Below are 19,044 nucleotides of genomic sequence, written 5' to 3' on the forward strand. Positions count from 1 at the left end.
TCTGAGTTCTTTTTATTTTAGGAGGTGAATTAGTGGCAATTAGAGGACGTAAACCGAAACCTACAAATTTAAAAGTTCTAGAAGGTAATCCTGGTAAACGGCCTCTCCCAACGAATGAAGTAAAACCTCAAAAGAAGGCTCCACGTTGCCCCCAGTGGCTTGAAGAAGATGCTAAGAGGGAATGGAAGCGGATGGGAAAAATATTGGAACAAATGGGATTACTGACGGAAATGGATATGACCGCATTTGCAGGTTATTGTCAAGCATACGCACGTTGGAAAGAAGCAGAGGAGTTTTTATCAAAACATGGTTCTATCTTAAAGACACCAAATGGGTATTTACAGCAAGTTCCACAAGTTTCAATTAGTCAAACTAATTTAAAAATCATGCTGAAGTTTTGTGAACAATTTGGTCTAACCCCATCCGCTAGGAATCGTTTAGCTACTATGGATTCTGAGGTTGGTAAAGGTGACGAAATGGAAGATTTGTTGGGAGGTTTACTATGACTTTTCATTATGAACCAACTCCTTTTATGCTAGCTACATCACATTATGATAAAAGTAAGGCTGATAGAGCAGTGACTTTTATTCAAAACCTTTGTCATACTAAAGGAAAATGGGCAGGTCAGAAGTTTATACTTTTACCTTGGCAGGAACAGATAGTACGAGATTTATTTGGGATTGTTAAAGAAGATGGGAATCGTCAATTTCTAACTGCCTATATTGAAATTCCAAAAAAGAATGGGAAGAGTGAACTAGCAGCAGCAATTGCTCTTTATTTACTTTATGCAGATAATGAAGCTAGTGCAGAAGTTTATGGTGCTGCATGTGACCGAAATCAAGCCTCTATTGTATTCGATGTAGCAAAACAAATGGTACTAATGAGTCGACCTTTAGAGAAACGTTCAAAAATAATGGGTGCTACGAAACGAATTGTTAACTACTCTAATGCAGGTTTCTATCAAGTTTTATCCGCTGAGACTGGTACAAAACATGGTCTCAATGTTTCAGGACTCGTGTTTGACGAGATTCATGCCCAGCCCAATCGCCACCTCTATGATGTCTTAACTAAAGGTTCAGGTGATGCACGAGAACAACCCTTATTTTTTATCATTACTACTGCAGGAACAGATAAGAATTCAATTTGTTACGAGTTACATACAAAAGCACTTGAGATTTTAAAGGGCAGAAAGAAAGATACATCTTTTTATCCTGTCGTTTATGGTTTATCTGATGAAGAGGACTGGAATGACGAAAGTAACTGGTTAAAAGCAAATCCATCATTAGGTCATACCATTGGCTTAGACCGTGTCAGAGAAGCCTATAAACAAGCACTTGATAATCCTGCTGAAGAAAATGTATTCAAGCAACTACGACTAAATATGTGGACAAATTCTACGGTTGCTTGGATTCCTGAACATGTATACAACAAAGGCGATGCACCTATCAATTTTGAAAGTTTGAAAGGTCGTGAATGCTATGCAGGGCTAGACTTGTCAAGTACATCCGATATCACAGCCTTTGTTTTAGTTTTTCCACCTAGGAATGAATTAGAAAATTACATCATTCTACCCTATTTCTGGCTACCAAAAGATACTCTTGAACTTCGTTGTCGTAGAGATCATGTTTTGTATGACGTATGGGAACGGCAAGGCTATCTAAAGACGACAGAGGGTAATGTTGTTCATTATGGCTTTATAGAGAAGTTCATTGAGGAATTATCAAAGATATACAATATAAAAGAAATCGCCTATGATAGATGGAATGCAACGCAAATGGTGCAGAATCTAGAAGATATGGGGCTGACAATGATTCCTTTTGGTCAGGGGTACAAGGATATGAGTCCACCGTCAAAGGAATTATTCAAACTTATGATGGAAGGTCGTATACAACACGGAGGACAACCTGTTTTAAAATGGATGTCGCAAAACGTAGTTATGCGCCAAGACCCTGCAGGCAATATCAAACCAGATAAAGAGAAATCAATTGAAAAAATCGATGGAATTGTTGCTCTTATAATGGGGATTGATAGATGTATTAGACACCAAAATAATGATAGTAGTATTTATGATGAGCGAGGAATACTAAGCTTTTAGTTGAATTTTAAATCTAAAGATGATACAATGTATTTACAAAACATCTTTACAAAGAGGTATTAATTATGGCAAGTACTCAACCTGTTAATTTTAGAGCAGATTCGACTTTTTACCAACAAACGAAAGAAATCTTAGCTGATGAAAAGTTAACCCTGTCAGATATCTTTAATGCTGCACTTCGTAAAATTGCGACAGGTGCAGTTGATCCCAAAGAGTTCGTATTTAGTGATTCACAAGAGACTCAATATCAGGTTGCTTTTGAAGATTTAAAAAAGGAAATCTTGTTGGGCCATCAAGAAATTGAGCAAGGGAAACTAACGTCTTTAGCAGATGTAAGAAAGGAATTTGGACTTGAGTAATCATAAACGTTACCATGTTTCTCTTACGGATCAAGCTAAGAAAGACTTGAGAGAAATACATGATTATATTGTACTGAATTTTTACAGCCAGCAATCTGCCGATAGTAAATTAGACCTTATTTTAACGGCACTAGAAACTTTAGAAACATTTCCAGAAGCATGTCCTTTGGTGTCGAGTCGAGGTTATGGTGAATTAACAGATGACGGAAAACGTTATAGATATATGCCTATTGAAAATTACTTAGCTTTTTATTATATCGACAAATATGAGGTTTATGTCTCAAGAATTTTAAATTCCAAGCAGAATTGGGCTAAGTTATTCAATAAGTAAATTCAATTATAATTCGTAGAGCATCTCACAAATGAGGTGCTTTTATTGTACTCAAAAATGGAGGATTAGATGGGATTTTTAGATTTTATTGGAAAAAAAAGATCACGAGATAAACCGCATAATAGTTATGAGGGACAGGACTTTTCTTATCTTTTTGGACGAACTTCCAGTGGCGAAAATGTAGATGAATTTAAAGCGATGCAGACTACAGCTGTTTATGCTTGTGTGAGAATATTAGCTGAAGCTGTCGCCTCTCTACCCATTCACATTTATGAAAGAACATCTAATGGGAGGGAGAAAAAATTTGAACACCCTCTTTATTTCTTGCTTCACGATGAACCAAATCCAGAGATGTCTTCTTTTGTCTTTCGTGAAACTTTGATGACTCATCTTTTGATATGGGGAAATGCCTATATTCAAATCATAAGGGATAAGAGCGGTCAGGTTATCAGTTTGTATCCCTTATTACCAGATAAAATGTCAGTACACCGTGATGAAAATGGGAAACTTTACTACAAATATCAACGTCAGACCGAAGAAAATCCAAATTTCAAGGATAAAGGCAGTGTTATTTTAAAACAAGAAGATGTCCTTCACATTCCAGGTCTTGGTTTTGATGGATTGATTGGTTATTCTCCCATCGCATTAGCAAAGAACGCAATTGGAATGACCTTGGCTACAGAGAATTACGGAGCATCATTCTTTAAAAATGGTGCAAATCCTGGTGGTGTATTGGAACATCCAGGGATTTTGAAGGATCCAAAAAGAGTACGTGATTCTTGGAATGCGGTTTATAACGGTGTCACAAATGCACATAAAGTTGCAGTTCTAGAAGAAGGGATGAAGTACACTCAAATAGGTATTCCACCTGAAGAAGCGCAATTCTTACAGACTAGGAAGTTTCAAATCAATGAGATTGCACGTTTGTATAGGATACCACCACATATGATTGGTGATTTAGAAAAATCTTCATTTTCAAATATCGAGCAACAATCACTAGAGTTTGTTAAATACACATTAGACCCTTGGGTAGTTCGTTTAGAACAGGCCTTCAAGAGGTCTCTTTTTTTGCCTGAAGAAAAGAAGAAGTACTTTGTTAAGTTCAATGTAGATGGTTTATTACGTGGAGATTATCAAAGTCGTATGAGTGGGTATGCCATTGCAAGACAGAATGGCTGGCTATCTACAAATGATATTCGAGAACTTGAAGATTTAAATCTTTTAACAGATGAAGAAGGAGGAAACCTTTATTTGATTAACGGAAATATGACTAAATTAAAAGATGCTGGTGGTTTTATGACAAAACAGGCAATTGAACAACCTCAAGAAAAACCAAAGGAGGAAGAAGATGCGTAAATTTTGGAGTTTTTCAGACGAAGGGAATATTCGCACTCTTCGTATTGAAGGACAGATTGCTGATGAAACATGGTTTGGAGATGAAGTTACTCCACAACTCTTTAAAAATGATTTAAATGCAGGAAAAGGTGATATCACCCTCTGGATTAATAGTCCAGGGGGTGATGTTTTTGCCGCAGCACAAATCTATAACATGCTGATGGATTACGAGGGAAATGTACATGTCATTATTGATGGTCTTGCAGCAAGTGCTGCCAGTGTCATTGCCATGGCTGGAACAACAGTATCCATGAGTCCTGTTGCAATGATGATGATTCACAATCCATGGACGATTGCACAAGGTGAAGCAAAGGATATGGAAAAGATTATTGAAATGTTGGGGGAAATCAAAGAGTCCATTGTGAATGCCTATGAGTTAAGAACAGGATTATCTAGGGCAAAAATCTCACATTTAATGGATTCTGAATCATGGTTTAATGCGAGAAAAGCAGTTGAACTTGGCTTTGCGGACAAGATTTTATTCGGTAAAGATGAACCTAAAGAAGAGCTAGAACTTAGTAGTTATTCATTTAGTAGAGCCACTGCAGATCATAACCTTGTTGTTAAACTTCAAGCCAAAATTGATAGCTACAAACCTTTATCAACGACTCCCCTTAATCAGTTAAGAAAACGATTAGATTTATTGAAATAATGAAAGGAAAATTAACCTATGTCTAAATTACTTGAATTAAAAGAAAAACGAAATCAAGCTTGGGAGCAAGCAAAAACTTTCCTAGACTCAGTGCGAACTGATGATGGTTTAGTTTCAGAAGAGGATTCTAAACGCTATGATGAAATGGAAAGTAAAATCAATCGCTATAATCAAGAAATCGCTCGCATAGAACGACAAGAAAAGATTGATCTAGAACTTGCTCAACCAACTTCTCAGGCTTTGACAAGACAGCCTACCACTGTCTTAAAAGATAGTGAGGTAGAAGATGAGAAGAAGGGAACCAAGTCTGATGTCTATTCCAAAACATTTTGGACGAATGTCCGTAAGCGTAACTTCTTTGATGTTAAGGACGTCCTTCGTGTTGGAGAAGATACAGAGGGTGGCCATTTAGTACCTGATGAGTATGAGAAAAAACTAGTTCAAGGTCTTCAAGAAGAGAATTTCTTCCGGAGTCTAGCAACCGTCATTAAAACATCAAGTGGAGAGCGGAAGATTCCAGTTGTTACAGGGCATGGAACTGCGTCGTGGATGGATGAAAATGGACTTTATCCTGAAACTGATGAGACATTTGGTCAAGTAACACTTGATTCGCATAAGATTGGAACAGCTATTCGAATCTCAGAAGAATTGTTAAATGACTCAGTATTTGATTTAGAATCCTATATGACTAGTGAGTTTGCACGACGTATTGGTACAGAAGAAGAGAAATCATTCCTTATTGGAGATGGCTCAAAGAAACCAACAGGAATCTTTACGCAAGCAAATGTTACTGGTCCTACAACGACGACTAAAGACATTACGTTTGATGACATGATTGAATTGTATCATTCACTTCCTGCTCCTTATCGAAAAAATGCAGTGTGGATTCTTCATGATACAACTGTTAAAGCAATTCGTAAACTGAAAGACAATAACGGAAATTACATTTGGCAACCGTCTACACAAGCTGGACAACCAGATTTAATTCTTAACCGTCCATACTATACATCTACCTTTGCACCTCTACCTGAACAGGGGAATAAAGCTATTGCATTTGGTGATTTCTCTTATTACTGGATTGCAGATCGCCAAGGACGTACTTTTAAACGTCTTAATGAACTTTATGCTAATAATGGTCAAATTGGTTTTCTTGCATCTCAACGTGTTGATGGGAAATTAGTGTTACCAGAAGCGGTGAAAATTTTAACTGTGAAAGCAAAATAATCATGATAAGTCTAGAAGAAGCAAAACTTTACCTTAAGGTAGAAAACACAGATGAAGATGACTTGATTAAGCAATTGATTGATACAAGTAAAAAACTCTGTGAAGAAACATTAAGGCAGAATACTTACAGTGAGGTTCTAAGAATGGCAATCCTATATGGGGTTGCCTATCTTTATGAACACCGTGAAACAGCTAATTATAAAGAGTTAAAACAAATGTTATATCACTTACTATTAGCTGATAGGAAGGATATCTTTTGATGAAAATTGCTCCGTTACGTGACCGTCTTACATTTGAAGTGCGTAAAATTGTGGTTGATGAAATTGGAAATGAATCTTCAGTTTGGAACACCATTTTCCAAAGATGGTGTTCTAGTCGGCCATTGACCTTAACAGAAAATGAGGGGAGTGTGTCTAAACTCCTTTATAACAAAATTCAATTTACACTAAGGTACGACAAAGCGGTACTAAATCTAAGTTCATTAAAAACTAGGATAAAGTACAGAGACGCCTACTTTACGATAGATTCAATTGATGGTGATAGCGTTCCTAGGCAATTGATTTATATTGTAGCAACTAAGGAGAATGACTATGAACAGAATAGGAATGGATGAGTTGGAAAAAGTAATTGATCAAGAGTTGGGGGATTACATTAAAGAGACGACATCTACAATGCGAGAGGTAGTGGAAGAAGTAACAGACAGTGCTGTAGATACCTTAAAACTCTTATCTCCACGAAAAACTGGTAAGTATGCACGAGGTTGGAAAAGCAAGTCCACAAGTGACAGTCCTACAGGCTTAATAAAGACTATTCACAACCGAACACCAGGATTAACTCATCTCCTAGAAAATGGTCACGCTAAACAAAATGGTGGTCGAGTAGAAGGGCAAAAACATATTGAAATCGTTGAAAAAACTGCTGTTAAGTCACTTGAAGATAAGCTGAGACAAAGATTGTGAGGATTTAATGATATTAAAAGATTTCTATTACATTTTAACAAAAACAAAGTTGCCAGTAGCTTATCATCATTTTGAAGAAGGAAGAAGTCCAGTTCCGCCATTTATTGTATATCTTGTTAAGGAGTCTGAAAATGCTGGAGCTGATAATTGGAGCTATCATAAGACTCTTAATCTTCAAGTGGAACTCTATACCTTAAAGAAGGACTTAGAAATCGAAACCAAGATGGATGACTTATTTGATAGTCATTCAATTTTTTTTGACAAAGTAGAGACTTATATCTCAACTGAAAAACTCTATCAAATTACATATTACATTTCATTAAACGGAGGATAGTTATGACTGAAAAAAATAAAGTTACATTCGGACTACAAGATGTCCATTGGGCAGAAGTTACAACTGAAGCTTCAAATGGCGCATTGACTTATGGAACGGTTGAACGATTACGAGGTGCAGCAGAACTAACCTTGGAACCGACTGGTGACAAAGGTTCATACAAGGCAGATAATATCAACTTTTATACTTCGGAATCAAATGATGGTTATGAGGGAACATTGAAGCTCGCCTTATTAACTCAAGAATTTTTAACTCGTGTCTTAGGAGAAAAATTAGATCCAACAACTAAAACAATTTCTGAAATCGCAAATGCTGAAAAGAAGAATTTTGCTCTGATGTTTCGTTTTGAAGGAGATAAGAAAGAAACGCTTCATGTTTTGTATTACTGTTACGCATCACGTCCATCAATGGGATCAAAAACAAAGTCTGGTTCAGATATTAATGAGGTTGAGCTAAACTTTACGGCAAGTCCCCGTCCACTTGATAAGGTGGTTCGTCGCAAAACGACAGAAGAAACAAGTGATGAGATTCGTCAGAATTGGTTCAAGGAAGTCTTTGAACCTCGTGAATAAAGGAGTTACAGATGAGAGATAGTATTACAATTTCAGGAAAGACCTATGAATTGGCTACTAATGCCTATACACCGATTGCCTATAAAGAACAGTTTGGTAAAGATTATTTTCAAGACTTGTTTTCAATGGTGAGTACGCAGTCAATTCTTGATAAGATTGAGCACCTAAATGAGGAAGAAAAACTCGAAACTGGTGATATTGATCTATCCATCCTGACCAATTTTGATATGACTTTTTTTCACAGAATTTTTTGGGTGTTTGCTAAATCTGCTAATCCCAAAATTAAACCATTCAAAGAATTCTTTATGGAGATGGAGGAGTTTCCAGTTCAAGAAGTAGCAACTATCTTAATGAACATGCTTAACCAAGGAATGAATACAAGAAAAAAGCAGATCAAACAGAAACAGCAAGTGAAGAAATCTTTACGGTAGAAAGCTATCTATTTTGTTGTAAGGAAACTGGTTTATCCATAGATGACTTAAAACATATTTCAATTGGGATGGCTCTTGATTATCAAACTGACTATGTAAACTTGAGAATAAATGAATCAAGTCAATCTAGAAAAGCGAATCAAAGTGATTTTGATAATTTTTAATAGAAAGGAGAGGTGACCATGGCTGGAAATATAAAAGGCATCACAATAGAAATTGGTGGTGACACACAACCCTTACAAAATGCCTTAAAAGGGGTAAATAAACAAGCCGCTGAATCAACTAAAGAATTGAAACAAATTGATAAGGCGCTTAAGTTTGATACAGGAAATGTCACGCTCCTTACTCAAAAACAAGAAGTGCTTGCTAAACAAGTTGAAACTACTAAAGAAAAGTTAGCTACCTTAAGGCAGGCACAAGCACAAGTTGAATCACAATTTAAGTCAGGTAATATTGGGGCGGAACAATATCGAGCCTTTCAAAGGGAAGTAGAAACTACTCAGATAGTACTCAAAAGTTATGAAAGCAAACTAGAGGGTGTTAATCAAGCTTTATCAGAAAATGGAAATCGAGCAGGTACTACAAAAAGTCAATGGGATAGTCTGAAACAGGAACAAGCTCGTCTAGTTTCTGAGAGTGAAAAATTAACAAGTCAATTTAAATTACAAGAAAGTGAACTTTCTTCAAGTGCTAGTGAATCTGAAAAGCTAGCTTTAGCTCAAAGAAAAGTAAATGAAAGTTCCTCCTTACTAGAAAAACAGATTCAGAATTTAGAGAAACAACTAGAACTAACAAAATCCCAGTATGGCGAAAATTCGATTGAAGCCAATAAACTGGAACAGACTCTAAATGATACCAAGACGGCTTATAATCATCTTCAAAATGAGATGGAAGAGATGGGCGCTAGTTCAACAAGTGCAAAAGATAATCTATCAGAAATCAAACATCTCTTAAAAGCAGATATCCTAATGGAATTCAGTGATCGTTTAGCAGAATTATCACAAAAATTGATTGATTTTGGGAAACAGTCTCTTGAAGCTTTTAACGAAGTTGATGAAGGGATGGATATCATTGTTACCAAAACTGGTGCTTCTGGCCAAGCTTTAGAAGAAATGACAACTATCGCAAAGAACCTTGCTACAGAAATCCCTACAGACTTTAATACTGCTGGAAGTGCAGTTGGTGAGTTGAACACACAATTTGGTTTAACCGGTGATAGTTTAAAATCAGCTTCAAGTTATCTCATCCAATTCGCATCCATAAATGGGAGTGATGTCACCTCATCAGCTATTTCAGCTAAGAAAGCTATAGAAGCATATGGCTTACAGGCAACGGATTTGTCTAGTGTTCTTGATTCTGTCACCTTTACCAGTCAAGCTACTGGGGTGGGAGTGCAAGATTTGATGGATAAGGTTGTTTCTGGAGCACCACAAATTAAGGCATTAGGACTTTCATTTGATGAGGGTGTTGCTTTAATGGGGAAATTTGAAAAGGCTGGTGTGGATTCATCAGCCTCTTTATCATCCTTATCAAAAGCATCTGTGAAGTATGCGGCATCAGGAAAGACTTTGCAGCAAGGTTTATCTGAAACCATCGAAAAAATTAAAAATTCAACTAGCGAAACTGAAAAGTTAACTCTCGCTTCAGATATATTTGGAACTAAGGGTGCTCCACGAATGGTGGATGCCATTAATCGTGGTGCTTTATCTTTTGATGACTTAGCTGAAACAGCAAAGAAAGCATCAGGAACAGTCGGCTCAACTTATGAAGCGACACTAGATCCAATTGATAAGTTTACAACTGCTCAAAATGAAGCGAAGTTAGCATTAGCTGAAGTTGGGGATGCTATTGCTGTCACTTTTGCACCGATACTAGAGATTTTAGCTGATTTGTTACGTTCAGTTGCAGAGTGGTTCTCTAATTTATCAACGCCAGTAAAACAATTTATCATTATTGTAGGTAGCCTGATTACTGGATTAGGATTATTACTCCCTATATTTTTAGCACTTCAGGCAGCTGCCTTAGCAATGGGTGCCACAATTGGTGGCTTAATAGCAAGTGTAGCACCTGTTATTGCTATAGTATTAGGAATTGTAGCTGTTCTAGCTTTGTTAATTGTTGGTATAAAAGAACTTTGGGAACATAACGAGGGATTTAGAACAGCAGTAATGGATATTTGGAATGCTATATATTCTTTTATATCTACTATCATTCAAGAAATATCAGACTTTATTTTAAGCATTTGGGGGACTCTAACTTCATGGTGGACTGGCAATCAAGATTTAATTCTTGCAGCTGCAACCACAGTTTGGAATGCAATCTCAACAGTCATAACTACCGTTATGTCAATTCTAGAACCCTATATTCAGGCAGCATGGGAAAATATAAAACTGATTATCAGCACAGCTTGGGAAATCATCAAACAAGTAGTTGAAACGGCAATCAATCTTGTCTTAGGCATTATTAAAGCAATCATGCAGGTTATAACAGGAGATTGGTCTGGTGCATGGGAAACAATAAAGGCAGTTATTTCAACAGTATGGGAATCCATCAAGTCAATTGTAAGCTTAGTTCTAAGTACTATTAGTCAACTTATATCAAACACCTGGAATGGGATTAAGAACACAATTAGTAATCTCTTATCAGAAATTAGTAACGTTGTCAGTACAATTTGGAATAGTATCAGTTCAACTATTTCAGGTATTCTAAATGGAATCTCAAGTACAGTGTCCAATGTTTGGAATGGAGTAAAAAATACGATTTCAAATGCAATTAACACTGCCAAAAATGCAGTTTCAACTGCTATAACTGCTATCAAAAATCTCTTTAATTTCAGATTTCAGTGGCCACACATCCCTTTACCTCATTTTAGTGTGTCAGGATCTGCAAACCCTCTGGATTGGTTAAAGGGACAAATTCCTAGAATCGGAATTGAGTGGTATGCAAAAGGGGGAATTTTAACAAAACCAACTGCCTTCGGAACAATAGGGAATTCCCTAATGGTAGGAGGAGAAGCAGGAAACGAAGCGGTACTCCCTTTAAATGAATCTACTCTTGGGGCAATCGGAAGAGGTATTGCAAGAACGATGGATTTAAGAATGCCAGACATTAACATTTCGATTACTGGAAATATTATCCGAGAACAGGCAGATATTGAAAAAATAGCAAATGAAGTAGCAAGTCGAATTGCAGAAGAATTAGCACGTCAAAAACAATTGAGAGGAGCCACTATATGATTAAAAGAAACGAGTTAGTCATAGATGGAATTGGAACTTCTAGTTTTCCTTTTAAGGTGATTGTCCACGAATCGCCTTCTGTTATCCTAGCGGAGAGTAAGACGAGTTTATTAGAACATAAAGGAATGAGTGGGGCTCTTTCGCAAACAAATCGGCACCGAGATTTGATTGAAAAATCATATACGATTTACATTGTTAAGCCCTCAGAAGAACAACTCCATCAATTTATGGGTCTATTTATCAAGGAGCAGTTTTGGCTTGAGAGTGAACGGATGAAAACCACACGTCTTTGGTGTTACCGAGTAAAATGTACTGAGGTAAAACAAGAGAGAGATGGTGTGTATGCGACGAAAGCTACATTTATTTGTCATCCTACAAAGTTTTTTAAATCAATGGATAGACAAACTTTGACATCAAACGGTGTACTTAGAGTTCAAGGGACGTCTCTAGCGTTCCCCAAAATAACGATAATGGGGAATTCGGCAACTGAGACTCAGTTTACGATTGGAGATCAGGTTATTAAAATTGAAAAACTTACAGAACCTCTTGTGATGGTAAACGAACCAAATAGTCCAAGTTTTCTAACGGTTAGCAAAAAGTACATCAAATGGTCTGGTGATTTTATCACTATTGATCCAAGCGCTAAAAAAGAAGTAGGCGTTGTTCTTGGTAGAGGTATTACTTCTTTAAGCTTTGAAACAAATTGGGGGTGGGCCTAAATGTTATTTTTGTTGAACAAAGATATTAGAACTGCAAAGTGGAATGGATTACCTCTTCATGAAACTAGCTCTGCTATTGTAAAAGAAACCCTGAACGGTGATTTCACTTTATCAATTCGCTATCCAATTACCGATTCTGGTATCTATAAACAAATAAAAGAGGATATGCTTATCAAGGCTCCTGTGCCTGTCTTAGGATTCCAGTTATTTCGTATTAAAAAGCCAATTGAAAACGATGATAGTTTGGATATAACCGCCTACCATATTTCAGATGATATTATGCAACGGTCTATCGAACCAATTAGTGTTCTTAATCTTACTTGTGGTATAGCCTTATCCCAAATGGTTCAAAATACTAAGACCAATCTTGGTGATTTTTCATTTACGAGTGATGTTACAGATCGCCGTACTTTCAATACAAATGAAGTAAAGACACTCTATGCTGTCTTAATGGATGGTGCCCATTCTATCATAGGAACTTGGGAAGGGGAGTTAATTCGTGACAATTTGGCTCTGACAATCAAGAAGAATAGAGGTGAAAATAGGGGTGTTGTCATAACAACACATAAGAATCTAAAGTCTTACAAGAGAACCAAATCAACTCAATCAATCATTACTCGTATTCATGCAAAATCAACATTTAAACCAGATGGTAAAGATAAAGACCAGACAATTAAAATTACTGTCGATAGTCCTCTAATCACTTTCTATCCATATATCAATGAAAAAGAGTACGAAAATAATACTCTTAAAAGCATTGAGGAGTTAAGGAAGTGGGCTGAGGCTAAGTTTAAGAATGAAGGAATTGATAAGTTATCGGATGCTATTACGATTGAAGCCTATGAACTCGATGGGCAGGTTGTACATTTAGGGGATACCGTAAATATTAAGAGTTTGAAACATGGGATCGATATTCCCAAAAAGGCAGTTGCTTATGAATTTGATGCACTGATACAAGAATATATCTCGATTACTTTTGATGATAAACCAATGGTAGGTGCTTCAACTTCAAATAGTGCAATTTCAACTGTCGCAAATGAAATTTTAGACTCTGGTTTCACATTACAAGAAGTCGCAATTGAAAAAGCTTTGAGAAATGCGAACACAGCATTTGATGCTGAATTCACTAAACAAAAAGAATCAATTCTAGATGATATTGAAAAAGTCAAAGCTAGTGCAGAAGTTTACGCAGATGGTATTCGTCAAGAGATTGAAGGAAAGATTGCTGATGTTGATTCTAAAGTTCTATCTAATGAATCACTTAATGAAAATAGATACAACGAAGTGTTGGCTAAAGCAAATAGTAGTAGAGATTTAGCTAATCATGCCTTAGAGGTCAGTAAAGAAGTTAAAGAAACTACTAATACAGTACTAACAGATACCTTAAATTATAAAAAAGAAGCTATTGCTGAAGCAAACCGTTTAGTTGAACTCAGCAAGAATAGCTTATTGAATCAAATTACGACAGTAGAATCTTCAATTGATAAGCTTACGGGTGTTATTACTAACAAAGTTTCAAAGACAGACTTTGATGCTATCAAAAATACCGTAGAGCAACAACGAACGGAAATATCACAAGCCAAGGATAAAATAAATCTAAAAGCTGAAAAGACCTATGTAGAAAATATTAAACAAACAGCTAGTGAAGCACTCCAAAGAATATCAGAGAACGCATTAGCAATATCTAAAACTAAAGCTGATTTACAAGTTACTGCAGATGCTATAAATACTAAAGTATCACAAACAGATTTTAATCAAACGACAAATCGACTTGCTAGTACTGAAACAACAATTAAAATTCAAGCAGGTGAAATAGCCAAACGATTGACCAGTAGTCAGGTAGAATCCGTGATAAATTTAAAAGGATTTCAAACTAAATCAGATGTTGATAAAAATATTTTAGACAGAGGTTATGTAACGAACTCTAGCGTGCAAAACTTAGTTAGAGAAACATCTAATAGTTTCACTCGGACGATTAGTGAAACTAAAGCTTTAATACCAACTAGTGTTTCTCATCGAAACTTAGCATCTGGTTCCAGTGATAGTTGGACTTCATACAAAGAAATAAACTCGAAACTCAATTGGATTCAAACATTAGGAAAAATTCCTTATGGTGATTCGACTGGCATTTATTCAGGGACAAAAATCAATCTATTTGTTTATATTTCTGTCGATAATGTTGTATTAGATTCAACTGTTACTCCTAGAATTATCTTACAAGGTCCAGGCTATAAAAAATCAGATAATAGTGCTGTATGGAGTGTTCATTCTAATCCCTTTCATACCTCTTGGTCTACTACATTAAAAACGGGTACAAACTACCATCTTATTAAGATTTCTCGAATCGTAACAGATGAGATGTTCAATAACTTTAAAAACTTTGAATTACAATTTCGTATTGATGGAGCAAGTTCAGGTAAATTTCATTGGAGAGCTTTAATGATTACTACTGGAGATATCTTTCCAAATTATTGGACTAAACCTATCGAAGATTTAATAACTGTAACAGCCTTTAACGAGGTAAAAGATACTCTAGGTAGCCATACAAGAACTATTAGTGAACAAGGTAAATCAATTAGTCAGGTTTTACAAACATCTGAAGGACTGATTACAAGAGTCAGTGATTTAATTGATACCCAAAACTTAGTATACGATCCAACCAATTTTAGTAAATATAGAGAACGTGAACCGAATTCGAATTTAGTTATGACTGGAACTAATGAATACAAGCTGCTAAGAATTGCTCAAAGTGGTAGGACAACAAATGGTTGGCGTGGTTTCCAAATGCCTCTTCATAGTCAAAAATTTGTTGCTGGTGAGAAACTTTCTTATAGGGTCAATTTATGGATAGATGTACTACCTGATGGAAAAGTTGGTTTTGAAATCAAATCAGGTAACTCAATAGGAGGTTTCACCATCAGTCCGACTAGAAAGGGCGCAGCTCAAATTTTTACAGGAACTTTTACGATAAATAAAACCGTGACAAAAACAGATGATTTTGGGCTTCATATTTGGCTAGAAAAGAACGGCACTGTGGCAGTTGGCCAAATTTCAATTGTTCGAGGTAGTCAGCCACCTAATAACTTTGTAGATAGTACATCCTTTCAACAAATTGCAACAGAAAGTCTTGTTCAGCAACATCAAGGTTCCTATTCGATTCAAAATTTAACTAATGCTGGATCTTTAATTTCAGGGATTAATTTAGGTGCAAATGGAATCAATCGAATTATTGGCAAGGCAACTCATATCACTGGGGATACTTTAATTGATAGAGCAGTCATTAAATCAGGAATGATTGATAAATTAAAGACATCAAACTTTGAATCTGGGTCTGTAACTACTATGGTATTAGCATCGAATTCAGTAACTGCAGATAAAATTGTCGTGGATCAAGCGTTTTTTAATAAGTTAGTTGCAAATGAAGCATATTTACGACAGCTGTTTGCAAAGAATGCTTTTATCAATAGTGTACAAAGTGTTAGGATTGATGCTAGTCAAATAAAGTCAGGCTTACTAAGTGGTGATAGAATTCAGGGTGGCACAATAACTGGAACCACAATTTCTGGTGGATTATTAATTGGAGAAACAAAAATTAAGTTAGGTGCTTATGGTTCATTTGACGCTATCAACGGTGGATTACAGATTAATGTTCCTCGTCAGTTTAATTCTAAAGATGGTTTAGGTGTACAATTTATAGGTTCTTATGGCCGAGGGGACAATGTTCCTTACGGCTTATTTATTTACAAAGATTCAGATTTTACTACTGGAAACACTGCAAGTGATAGTGATGATTTTCTATTGACGGTCGAAGGATACATTAAGGCAAAAGGAATTGGCTGGTTAAAGTACGGCAAAAGCAGCATTAATGGCTCAACTACAGGAACTATTAGTTATTGGAATTCTAATAATGTATCTCTAGACTTTGGTGGATCAGGAAATGATATTTACTACTCATATAACGGAAATGCTTATAGCTTATGGCAAATTGTTAACCAACATTTTTCTGATAAAAACTTAAAAGAGAATATAGACTTATCTAACTATAAAGCACTTGATTTTATCAAAAGATTTCAATTTAAAGAATATGACTGGAAGAAAATAGGGAATCGTATTCAAAAGGCTCATACCAAAATTGGACTCATCGCTCAAGATGTTCAACAAATTGACTCATCACTAGTGTATGAAAATGGTGGTTTGCTGAACCTCGATAATACAAGATTAACGAATATCGCTTTAAAAGGGATTCAAGAGTTAATAATTGATATTCGAAAATTAAATAAACGATTGGAGATGTTAGAAGATGAACACAGATTTAATCCATCAATTAGCAATGGAGTCGTTGACTAAGAAACTAGCACAAACCGAAGGCCAAGCATCACAAAATGAGGCTCTTTATTTGGTTGTTGCAAGCGAATTGCAGTTAATGAAAGATGTATTAGAATACGACTCAGACTTAAAAGACTTATTTGAGGAAGTAAAAACTAAAAGAGAGAAAGGAGAAAGTTAATGGCATTAGAAATTACTAAAACAACACGTTTGGTTGGAAATTTGAAAATTGGGGATGAAGTAGTTAAGCAGTATACTGTTGATGTTGATGAACATGGTGTTTCTACAGTATCTGAGTTTCTCTATCATTCAGAGCTCTATGCAGAGCATCGTCTCGAAATGAGAAAGCAAGAAAAATTGTTCCGAGATAAACGATATGAATTAGAAGATGCTGTTTTAGCTGAAATTGAGTCAAATAAAAAAGAACAATAGGGAGTATTAAAAATGGATATTGAATTGTTTAATTTTTTAAGAAAGCTCATCGAAACAGAAGATGGGCTTATTTTGTATGCGTTAGCGTTAATTGTCATCATGGAAATTGTAGACTTTGCGTCAGGCACATTTGCTGCAATTGTAAATCCTGATGTTGAGTATAAGAGTAGAATTGGAATCAATGGATTAATTCGAAAAGTCTTAGGGATTTTTATGTTACTGTTATTGATTCCGATGTCTGTTTTGTTGCCTGAAAAAACTGGATTTATGTTTCTGTATTCGATTTATATCGGATACCTAGTTTTTACTTTCCAATCACTAATTGAGAACTATCAAAAAGTAAAAGGGAATATTCTACTTTTTAAACCAATTTTAAAAGCTTTTGAACATCTAACTGAAGGAAAGTCTAACGATGATAAGGAGGATAATCATGGAAGTTGATAAAAGTAGATTACGAACAAATCTTCCTCAAATCGGTGAGCAACCCTATCGACAAGTTCATGCTCACTCTACAGGTAATCCTAACTCAACAGCACAAAATGAAGCGGATTACCATTTGCGTCGTCCAGTTGAGTCAGGATTTTTCTCCCATGTGGTAGGGAATGGTCGTATCATGCAAACTTGGTTAGTAGACCGAGGTGCTTATGATGTTGGTGGTGGATGGAATGTTGAAGGTTACGCTCAAGTTGAACTAATAGAAAGTCATGAATCTAAAGAAGAATTCATGAGAGATTATCGACTTTATGTCAAGCTATTACGTGAGTTAGCTGACGAGGCTGGAATCCCTAAAACTCTAGATTCTAGTAGTCTTGCTGGGATTAAAACTCATCAATTTTGTACTTACAACCAACCAAATAATGGAAGTGATCATGTAGATCCCTATCCATACCTTGCAAAATGGGGCATTAGTAGAGAACAGTTTAAGAAAGATATTGAATCTGGTCTAACTGAAGGAAACTGGAAACGAAACGAAGTTGGTTGGTGGTGGGAAGAAGCAGATGGCTCTTATCCAAAATCTCAATGGAAAAATATCAAAGGAGAATGGTTCTACTTTGATAATAGAGGCTACTGTTTCATCAATAAATGGTTCAATGATGGCAAGGATTGGTTTTATTTAGATAAGCGTGGTGCCATGGTTATTGGTTGGATGCATATCAATCATCGTTGGTACTATTTTAAGTCGGATGGTAGAATGGCTAAAGGTTGGGTAAAATATCGTGAAACTTGGTATTACTTAGATGAAAAAGATGGAGATATGAAATCTAAGCAATTTATTAAATCAGGAAATGGCTGGTATTATCTCAAGGCCGATGGTTCGCTATCAGTAAAACCAGAATTTACGATTGAACCTGATGGTTTGATTACTACTAATTAAGAGTTTGCAAATGCTACTATTAAAATAAATCTTTAAAAAAATAAACCACCGAAGTTGGTGGCTCATGTGGTATAATATCTATTGTAGAAAAGTGAAGACGGTGGCTCCTTATACCGAAAGAGAGGTGATGCCTATGGGTAATTCATCAAAATCTGACGGAAAGGAGGAGCGTGTTTGAGCTCATTTGAAGTCGTTCAAACCATCTTTGGCTTTGGTACTTTTACCATTGCTTTGATTGGTTTGTGCTATAAAATCTTCAAGGACGATGACAAAAAGAAATAACCCGTCCCCACTTTTGACCGAGTTGTTGGACGAGTTATAGTCTGATAATAGAGAGTCACCGTCTTTTTAACGGTTCTACATGGAGCTGAGTTGGCGCTCAGCTCTTTTTCTACGTTTATTATAACATATTGCGATTAAATTTCAAATAAAAAATCTAAGCCTGGTGAAATACATCAGGCTTTTTCTTTTTGATTTTTTTCTTAAAACCGGAAAAAACTATCTTGAAATTACCTATTAAGGTAAGAGGGATATATAGACATTTTATTAAAGAACAGGGTTGCTGATTACTTGACTAATATAGTGTTTAGAGGGATATATAGTG

General features: G+C 35.9%; 21 protein-coding genes. All 21 read left to right on the plus strand.

Features of this window, described 5'->3' with window-relative positions:
• Positions 1-32: 32 nt before the first annotated feature.
• The 21 genes from KB197_RS05170 (at position 33) to KB197_RS05270 (ending at position 18,722) form a co-directional block, all read left to right on the plus strand.
• Entirely contained in the window at positions 33-506 is a 474-nt protein-coding gene (locus KB197_RS05170) for a phage terminase small subunit P27 family (RefSeq protein ID WP_102210784.1), read from the plus strand.
• Positions 503-2,095 carry a terminase large subunit gene (locus KB197_RS05175; protein WP_102210783.1) on the plus strand — a complete coding sequence of 531 codons (1,593 nt, stop codon included), beginning with the start codon at positions 503-505 and terminating at the stop codon, positions 2,093-2,095. Before KB197_RS05170 ends, KB197_RS05175 begins: the two co-directional genes overlap by 4 nt.
• Before the next feature lie 65 nt (positions 2,096-2,160).
• The gene (locus KB197_RS05180; RefSeq protein ID WP_045615998.1) at positions 2,161-2,454 is read left to right on the plus strand and encodes an antitoxin; all 294 of its coding nucleotides are present in this window, start codon (positions 2,161-2,163) and stop codon (positions 2,452-2,454) included.
• Entirely contained in the window at positions 2,447-2,785 is a 339-nt protein-coding gene (locus tag KB197_RS05185; protein ID WP_006153450.1) for a type II toxin-antitoxin system RelE/ParE family toxin, read from the plus strand. Before KB197_RS05180 ends, KB197_RS05185 begins: the two co-directional genes overlap by 8 nt.
• 69 nt (positions 2,786-2,854) lie before the next feature.
• The gene (locus KB197_RS05190; RefSeq protein ID WP_212573566.1) at positions 2,855-4,141 is read left to right on the plus strand and encodes a phage portal protein; all 1,287 of its coding nucleotides are present in this window, start codon (positions 2,855-2,857) and stop codon (positions 4,139-4,141) included.
• Entirely contained in the window at positions 4,134-4,832 is a 699-nt protein-coding gene (locus KB197_RS05195; RefSeq protein ID WP_102210781.1) for a head maturation protease, ClpP-related, read from the plus strand. The genes KB197_RS05190 and KB197_RS05195 overlap by 8 nt, the downstream gene beginning before the upstream one ends.
• A gap of 18 nt (positions 4,833-4,850) precedes the next feature.
• On the plus strand, positions 4,851-6,056 hold the full coding sequence (locus tag KB197_RS05200; protein ID WP_102210780.1) for a phage major capsid protein: 1,206 nt from the start codon (positions 4,851-4,853) through the stop codon (positions 6,054-6,056).
• Between the two features lie 2 nt (positions 6,057-6,058).
• Positions 6,059-6,316: a head-tail connector protein gene (locus tag KB197_RS05205; RefSeq protein WP_000624227.1), complete on the plus strand. Its 258-nt coding sequence runs from the start codon at positions 6,059-6,061 to the stop codon at positions 6,314-6,316.
• Positions 6,316-6,669, plus strand: a complete 354-nt coding sequence (locus tag KB197_RS05210) for a head-tail adaptor protein (RefSeq protein ID WP_102210779.1) — start codon at positions 6,316-6,318, stop codon at positions 6,667-6,669. The genes KB197_RS05205 and KB197_RS05210 overlap by 1 nt, the downstream gene beginning before the upstream one ends.
• Positions 6,647-7,015, plus strand: coding sequence for an HK97 gp10 family phage protein (locus KB197_RS05215; protein WP_102210778.1), 369 nt, complete (start codon positions 6,647-6,649; stop codon positions 7,013-7,015). The genes KB197_RS05210 and KB197_RS05215 overlap by 23 nt, the downstream gene beginning before the upstream one ends.
• Before the next feature lie 7 nt (positions 7,016-7,022).
• Positions 7,023-7,349, plus strand: a complete 327-nt coding sequence (locus KB197_RS05220) for a hypothetical protein (RefSeq protein ID WP_102210777.1) — start codon at positions 7,023-7,025, stop codon at positions 7,347-7,349.
• Positions 7,350-7,351: 2 nt separating this feature from the next.
• Positions 7,352-7,921, plus strand: coding sequence for a major tail protein (locus KB197_RS05225; protein ID WP_045616007.1), 570 nt, complete (start codon positions 7,352-7,354; stop codon positions 7,919-7,921).
• Between the two features lie 11 nt (positions 7,922-7,932).
• Entirely contained in the window at positions 7,933-8,352 is a 420-nt protein-coding gene (locus KB197_RS05230; RefSeq protein ID WP_102210776.1) for a hypothetical protein, read from the plus strand.
• Positions 8,353-8,534: 182 nt separating this feature from the next.
• On the plus strand, positions 8,535-11,588 hold the full coding sequence (locus KB197_RS05235; protein WP_212573565.1) for a phage tail tape measure protein: 3,054 nt from the start codon (positions 8,535-8,537) through the stop codon (positions 11,586-11,588).
• On the plus strand, positions 11,585-12,307 hold the full coding sequence (locus tag KB197_RS05240) for a phage tail protein (RefSeq protein WP_102210774.1): 723 nt from the start codon (positions 11,585-11,587) through the stop codon (positions 12,305-12,307). Before KB197_RS05235 ends, KB197_RS05240 begins: the two co-directional genes overlap by 4 nt.
• Positions 12,308-16,654, plus strand: a complete 4,347-nt coding sequence (locus KB197_RS05245; protein ID WP_421127963.1) for a phage tail spike protein — start codon at positions 12,308-12,310, stop codon at positions 16,652-16,654.
• A complete protein-coding gene (locus tag KB197_RS05250) occupies positions 16,608-16,814 on the plus strand; it encodes a hypothetical protein (protein WP_102210773.1) in 207 nt (68 codons plus the stop codon). The genes KB197_RS05245 and KB197_RS05250 overlap by 47 nt, the downstream gene beginning before the upstream one ends.
• Positions 16,814-17,065, plus strand: coding sequence for a hypothetical protein (locus KB197_RS05255; protein ID WP_102210772.1), 252 nt, complete (start codon positions 16,814-16,816; stop codon positions 17,063-17,065). Before KB197_RS05250 ends, KB197_RS05255 begins: the two co-directional genes overlap by 1 nt.
• A gap of 12 nt (positions 17,066-17,077) precedes the next feature.
• Entirely contained in the window at positions 17,078-17,506 is a 429-nt protein-coding gene (locus KB197_RS05260) for a phage holin family protein (RefSeq protein WP_045616014.1), read from the plus strand.
• Complete coding sequence (locus KB197_RS05265; protein ID WP_102210771.1) at positions 17,496-18,440, plus strand: N-acetylmuramoyl-L-alanine amidase family protein; 945 nt, start codon at positions 17,496-17,498, stop codon at positions 18,438-18,440. The genes KB197_RS05260 and KB197_RS05265 overlap by 11 nt, the downstream gene beginning before the upstream one ends.
• A gap of 174 nt (positions 18,441-18,614) precedes the next feature.
• Positions 18,615-18,722 (plus strand): putative holin-like toxin, encoded by a 108-nt coding sequence (locus KB197_RS05270; protein WP_080980497.1) that lies wholly within the window; start codon positions 18,615-18,617, stop codon positions 18,720-18,722.
• Positions 18,723-19,044: the final 322 nt, after the last annotated feature.

The organism is Streptococcus sp. 11-4097 (assembly GCF_018215285.2).
GTDB lineage: Bacteria > Bacillota > Bacilli > Lactobacillales > Streptococcaceae > Streptococcus.

What these genes read in the sequence shown, in the direction of transcription:
- KB197_RS05230 (WP_102210776.1), top strand. Translation starts at nt 7,933, where the DNA reads ATGAGAGATAGTATTACAATTTCAGGAAAGACCTATGAATTGGCTACT.
- KB197_RS05255 (WP_102210772.1), top strand. Translation starts at nt 16,814, where the DNA reads ATGGCATTAGAAATTACTAAAACAACACGTTTGGTTGGAAATTTGAAA.
- KB197_RS05195 (WP_102210781.1), top strand. Translation starts at nt 4,134, where the DNA reads ATGCGTAAATTTTGGAGTTTTTCAGACGAAGGGAATATTCGCACTCTT.
- KB197_RS05240 (WP_102210774.1), top strand. Translation starts at nt 11,585, where the DNA reads ATGATTAAAAGAAACGAGTTAGTCATAGATGGAATTGGAACTTCTAGT.
- KB197_RS05265 (WP_102210771.1), top strand. Translation starts at nt 17,496, where the DNA reads ATGGAAGTTGATAAAAGTAGATTACGAACAAATCTTCCTCAAATCGGT.
- KB197_RS05205 (WP_000624227.1), top strand. Translation starts at nt 6,059, where the DNA reads ATGATAAGTCTAGAAGAAGCAAAACTTTACCTTAAGGTAGAAAACACA.
- KB197_RS05215 (WP_102210778.1), top strand. Translation starts at nt 6,647, where the DNA reads ATGAACAGAATAGGAATGGATGAGTTGGAAAAAGTAATTGATCAAGAG.
- KB197_RS05245 (WP_421127963.1), top strand. Translation starts at nt 12,308, where the DNA reads ATGTTATTTTTGTTGAACAAAGATATTAGAACTGCAAAGTGGAATGGA.
- KB197_RS05250 (WP_102210773.1), top strand. Translation starts at nt 16,608, where the DNA reads ATGAACACAGATTTAATCCATCAATTAGCAATGGAGTCGTTGACTAAG.
- KB197_RS05225 (WP_045616007.1), top strand. Translation starts at nt 7,352, where the DNA reads ATGACTGAAAAAAATAAAGTTACATTCGGACTACAAGATGTCCATTGG.
- KB197_RS05220 (WP_102210777.1), top strand. Translation starts at nt 7,023, where the DNA reads ATGATATTAAAAGATTTCTATTACATTTTAACAAAAACAAAGTTGCCA.
- KB197_RS05175 (WP_102210783.1), top strand. Translation starts at nt 503, where the DNA reads ATGACTTTTCATTATGAACCAACTCCTTTTATGCTAGCTACATCACAT.
- KB197_RS05260 (WP_045616014.1), top strand. Translation starts at nt 17,078, where the DNA reads ATGGATATTGAATTGTTTAATTTTTTAAGAAAGCTCATCGAAACAGAA.
- KB197_RS05190 (WP_212573566.1), top strand. Translation starts at nt 2,855, where the DNA reads ATGGGATTTTTAGATTTTATTGGAAAAAAAAGATCACGAGATAAACCG.
- KB197_RS05200 (WP_102210780.1), top strand. Translation starts at nt 4,851, where the DNA reads ATGTCTAAATTACTTGAATTAAAAGAAAAACGAAATCAAGCTTGGGAG.
- KB197_RS05235 (WP_212573565.1), top strand. Translation starts at nt 8,535, where the DNA reads ATGGCTGGAAATATAAAAGGCATCACAATAGAAATTGGTGGTGACACA.
- KB197_RS05180 (WP_045615998.1), top strand. Translation starts at nt 2,161, where the DNA reads ATGGCAAGTACTCAACCTGTTAATTTTAGAGCAGATTCGACTTTTTAC.
- KB197_RS05210 (WP_102210779.1), top strand. Translation starts at nt 6,316, where the DNA reads ATGAAAATTGCTCCGTTACGTGACCGTCTTACATTTGAAGTGCGTAAA.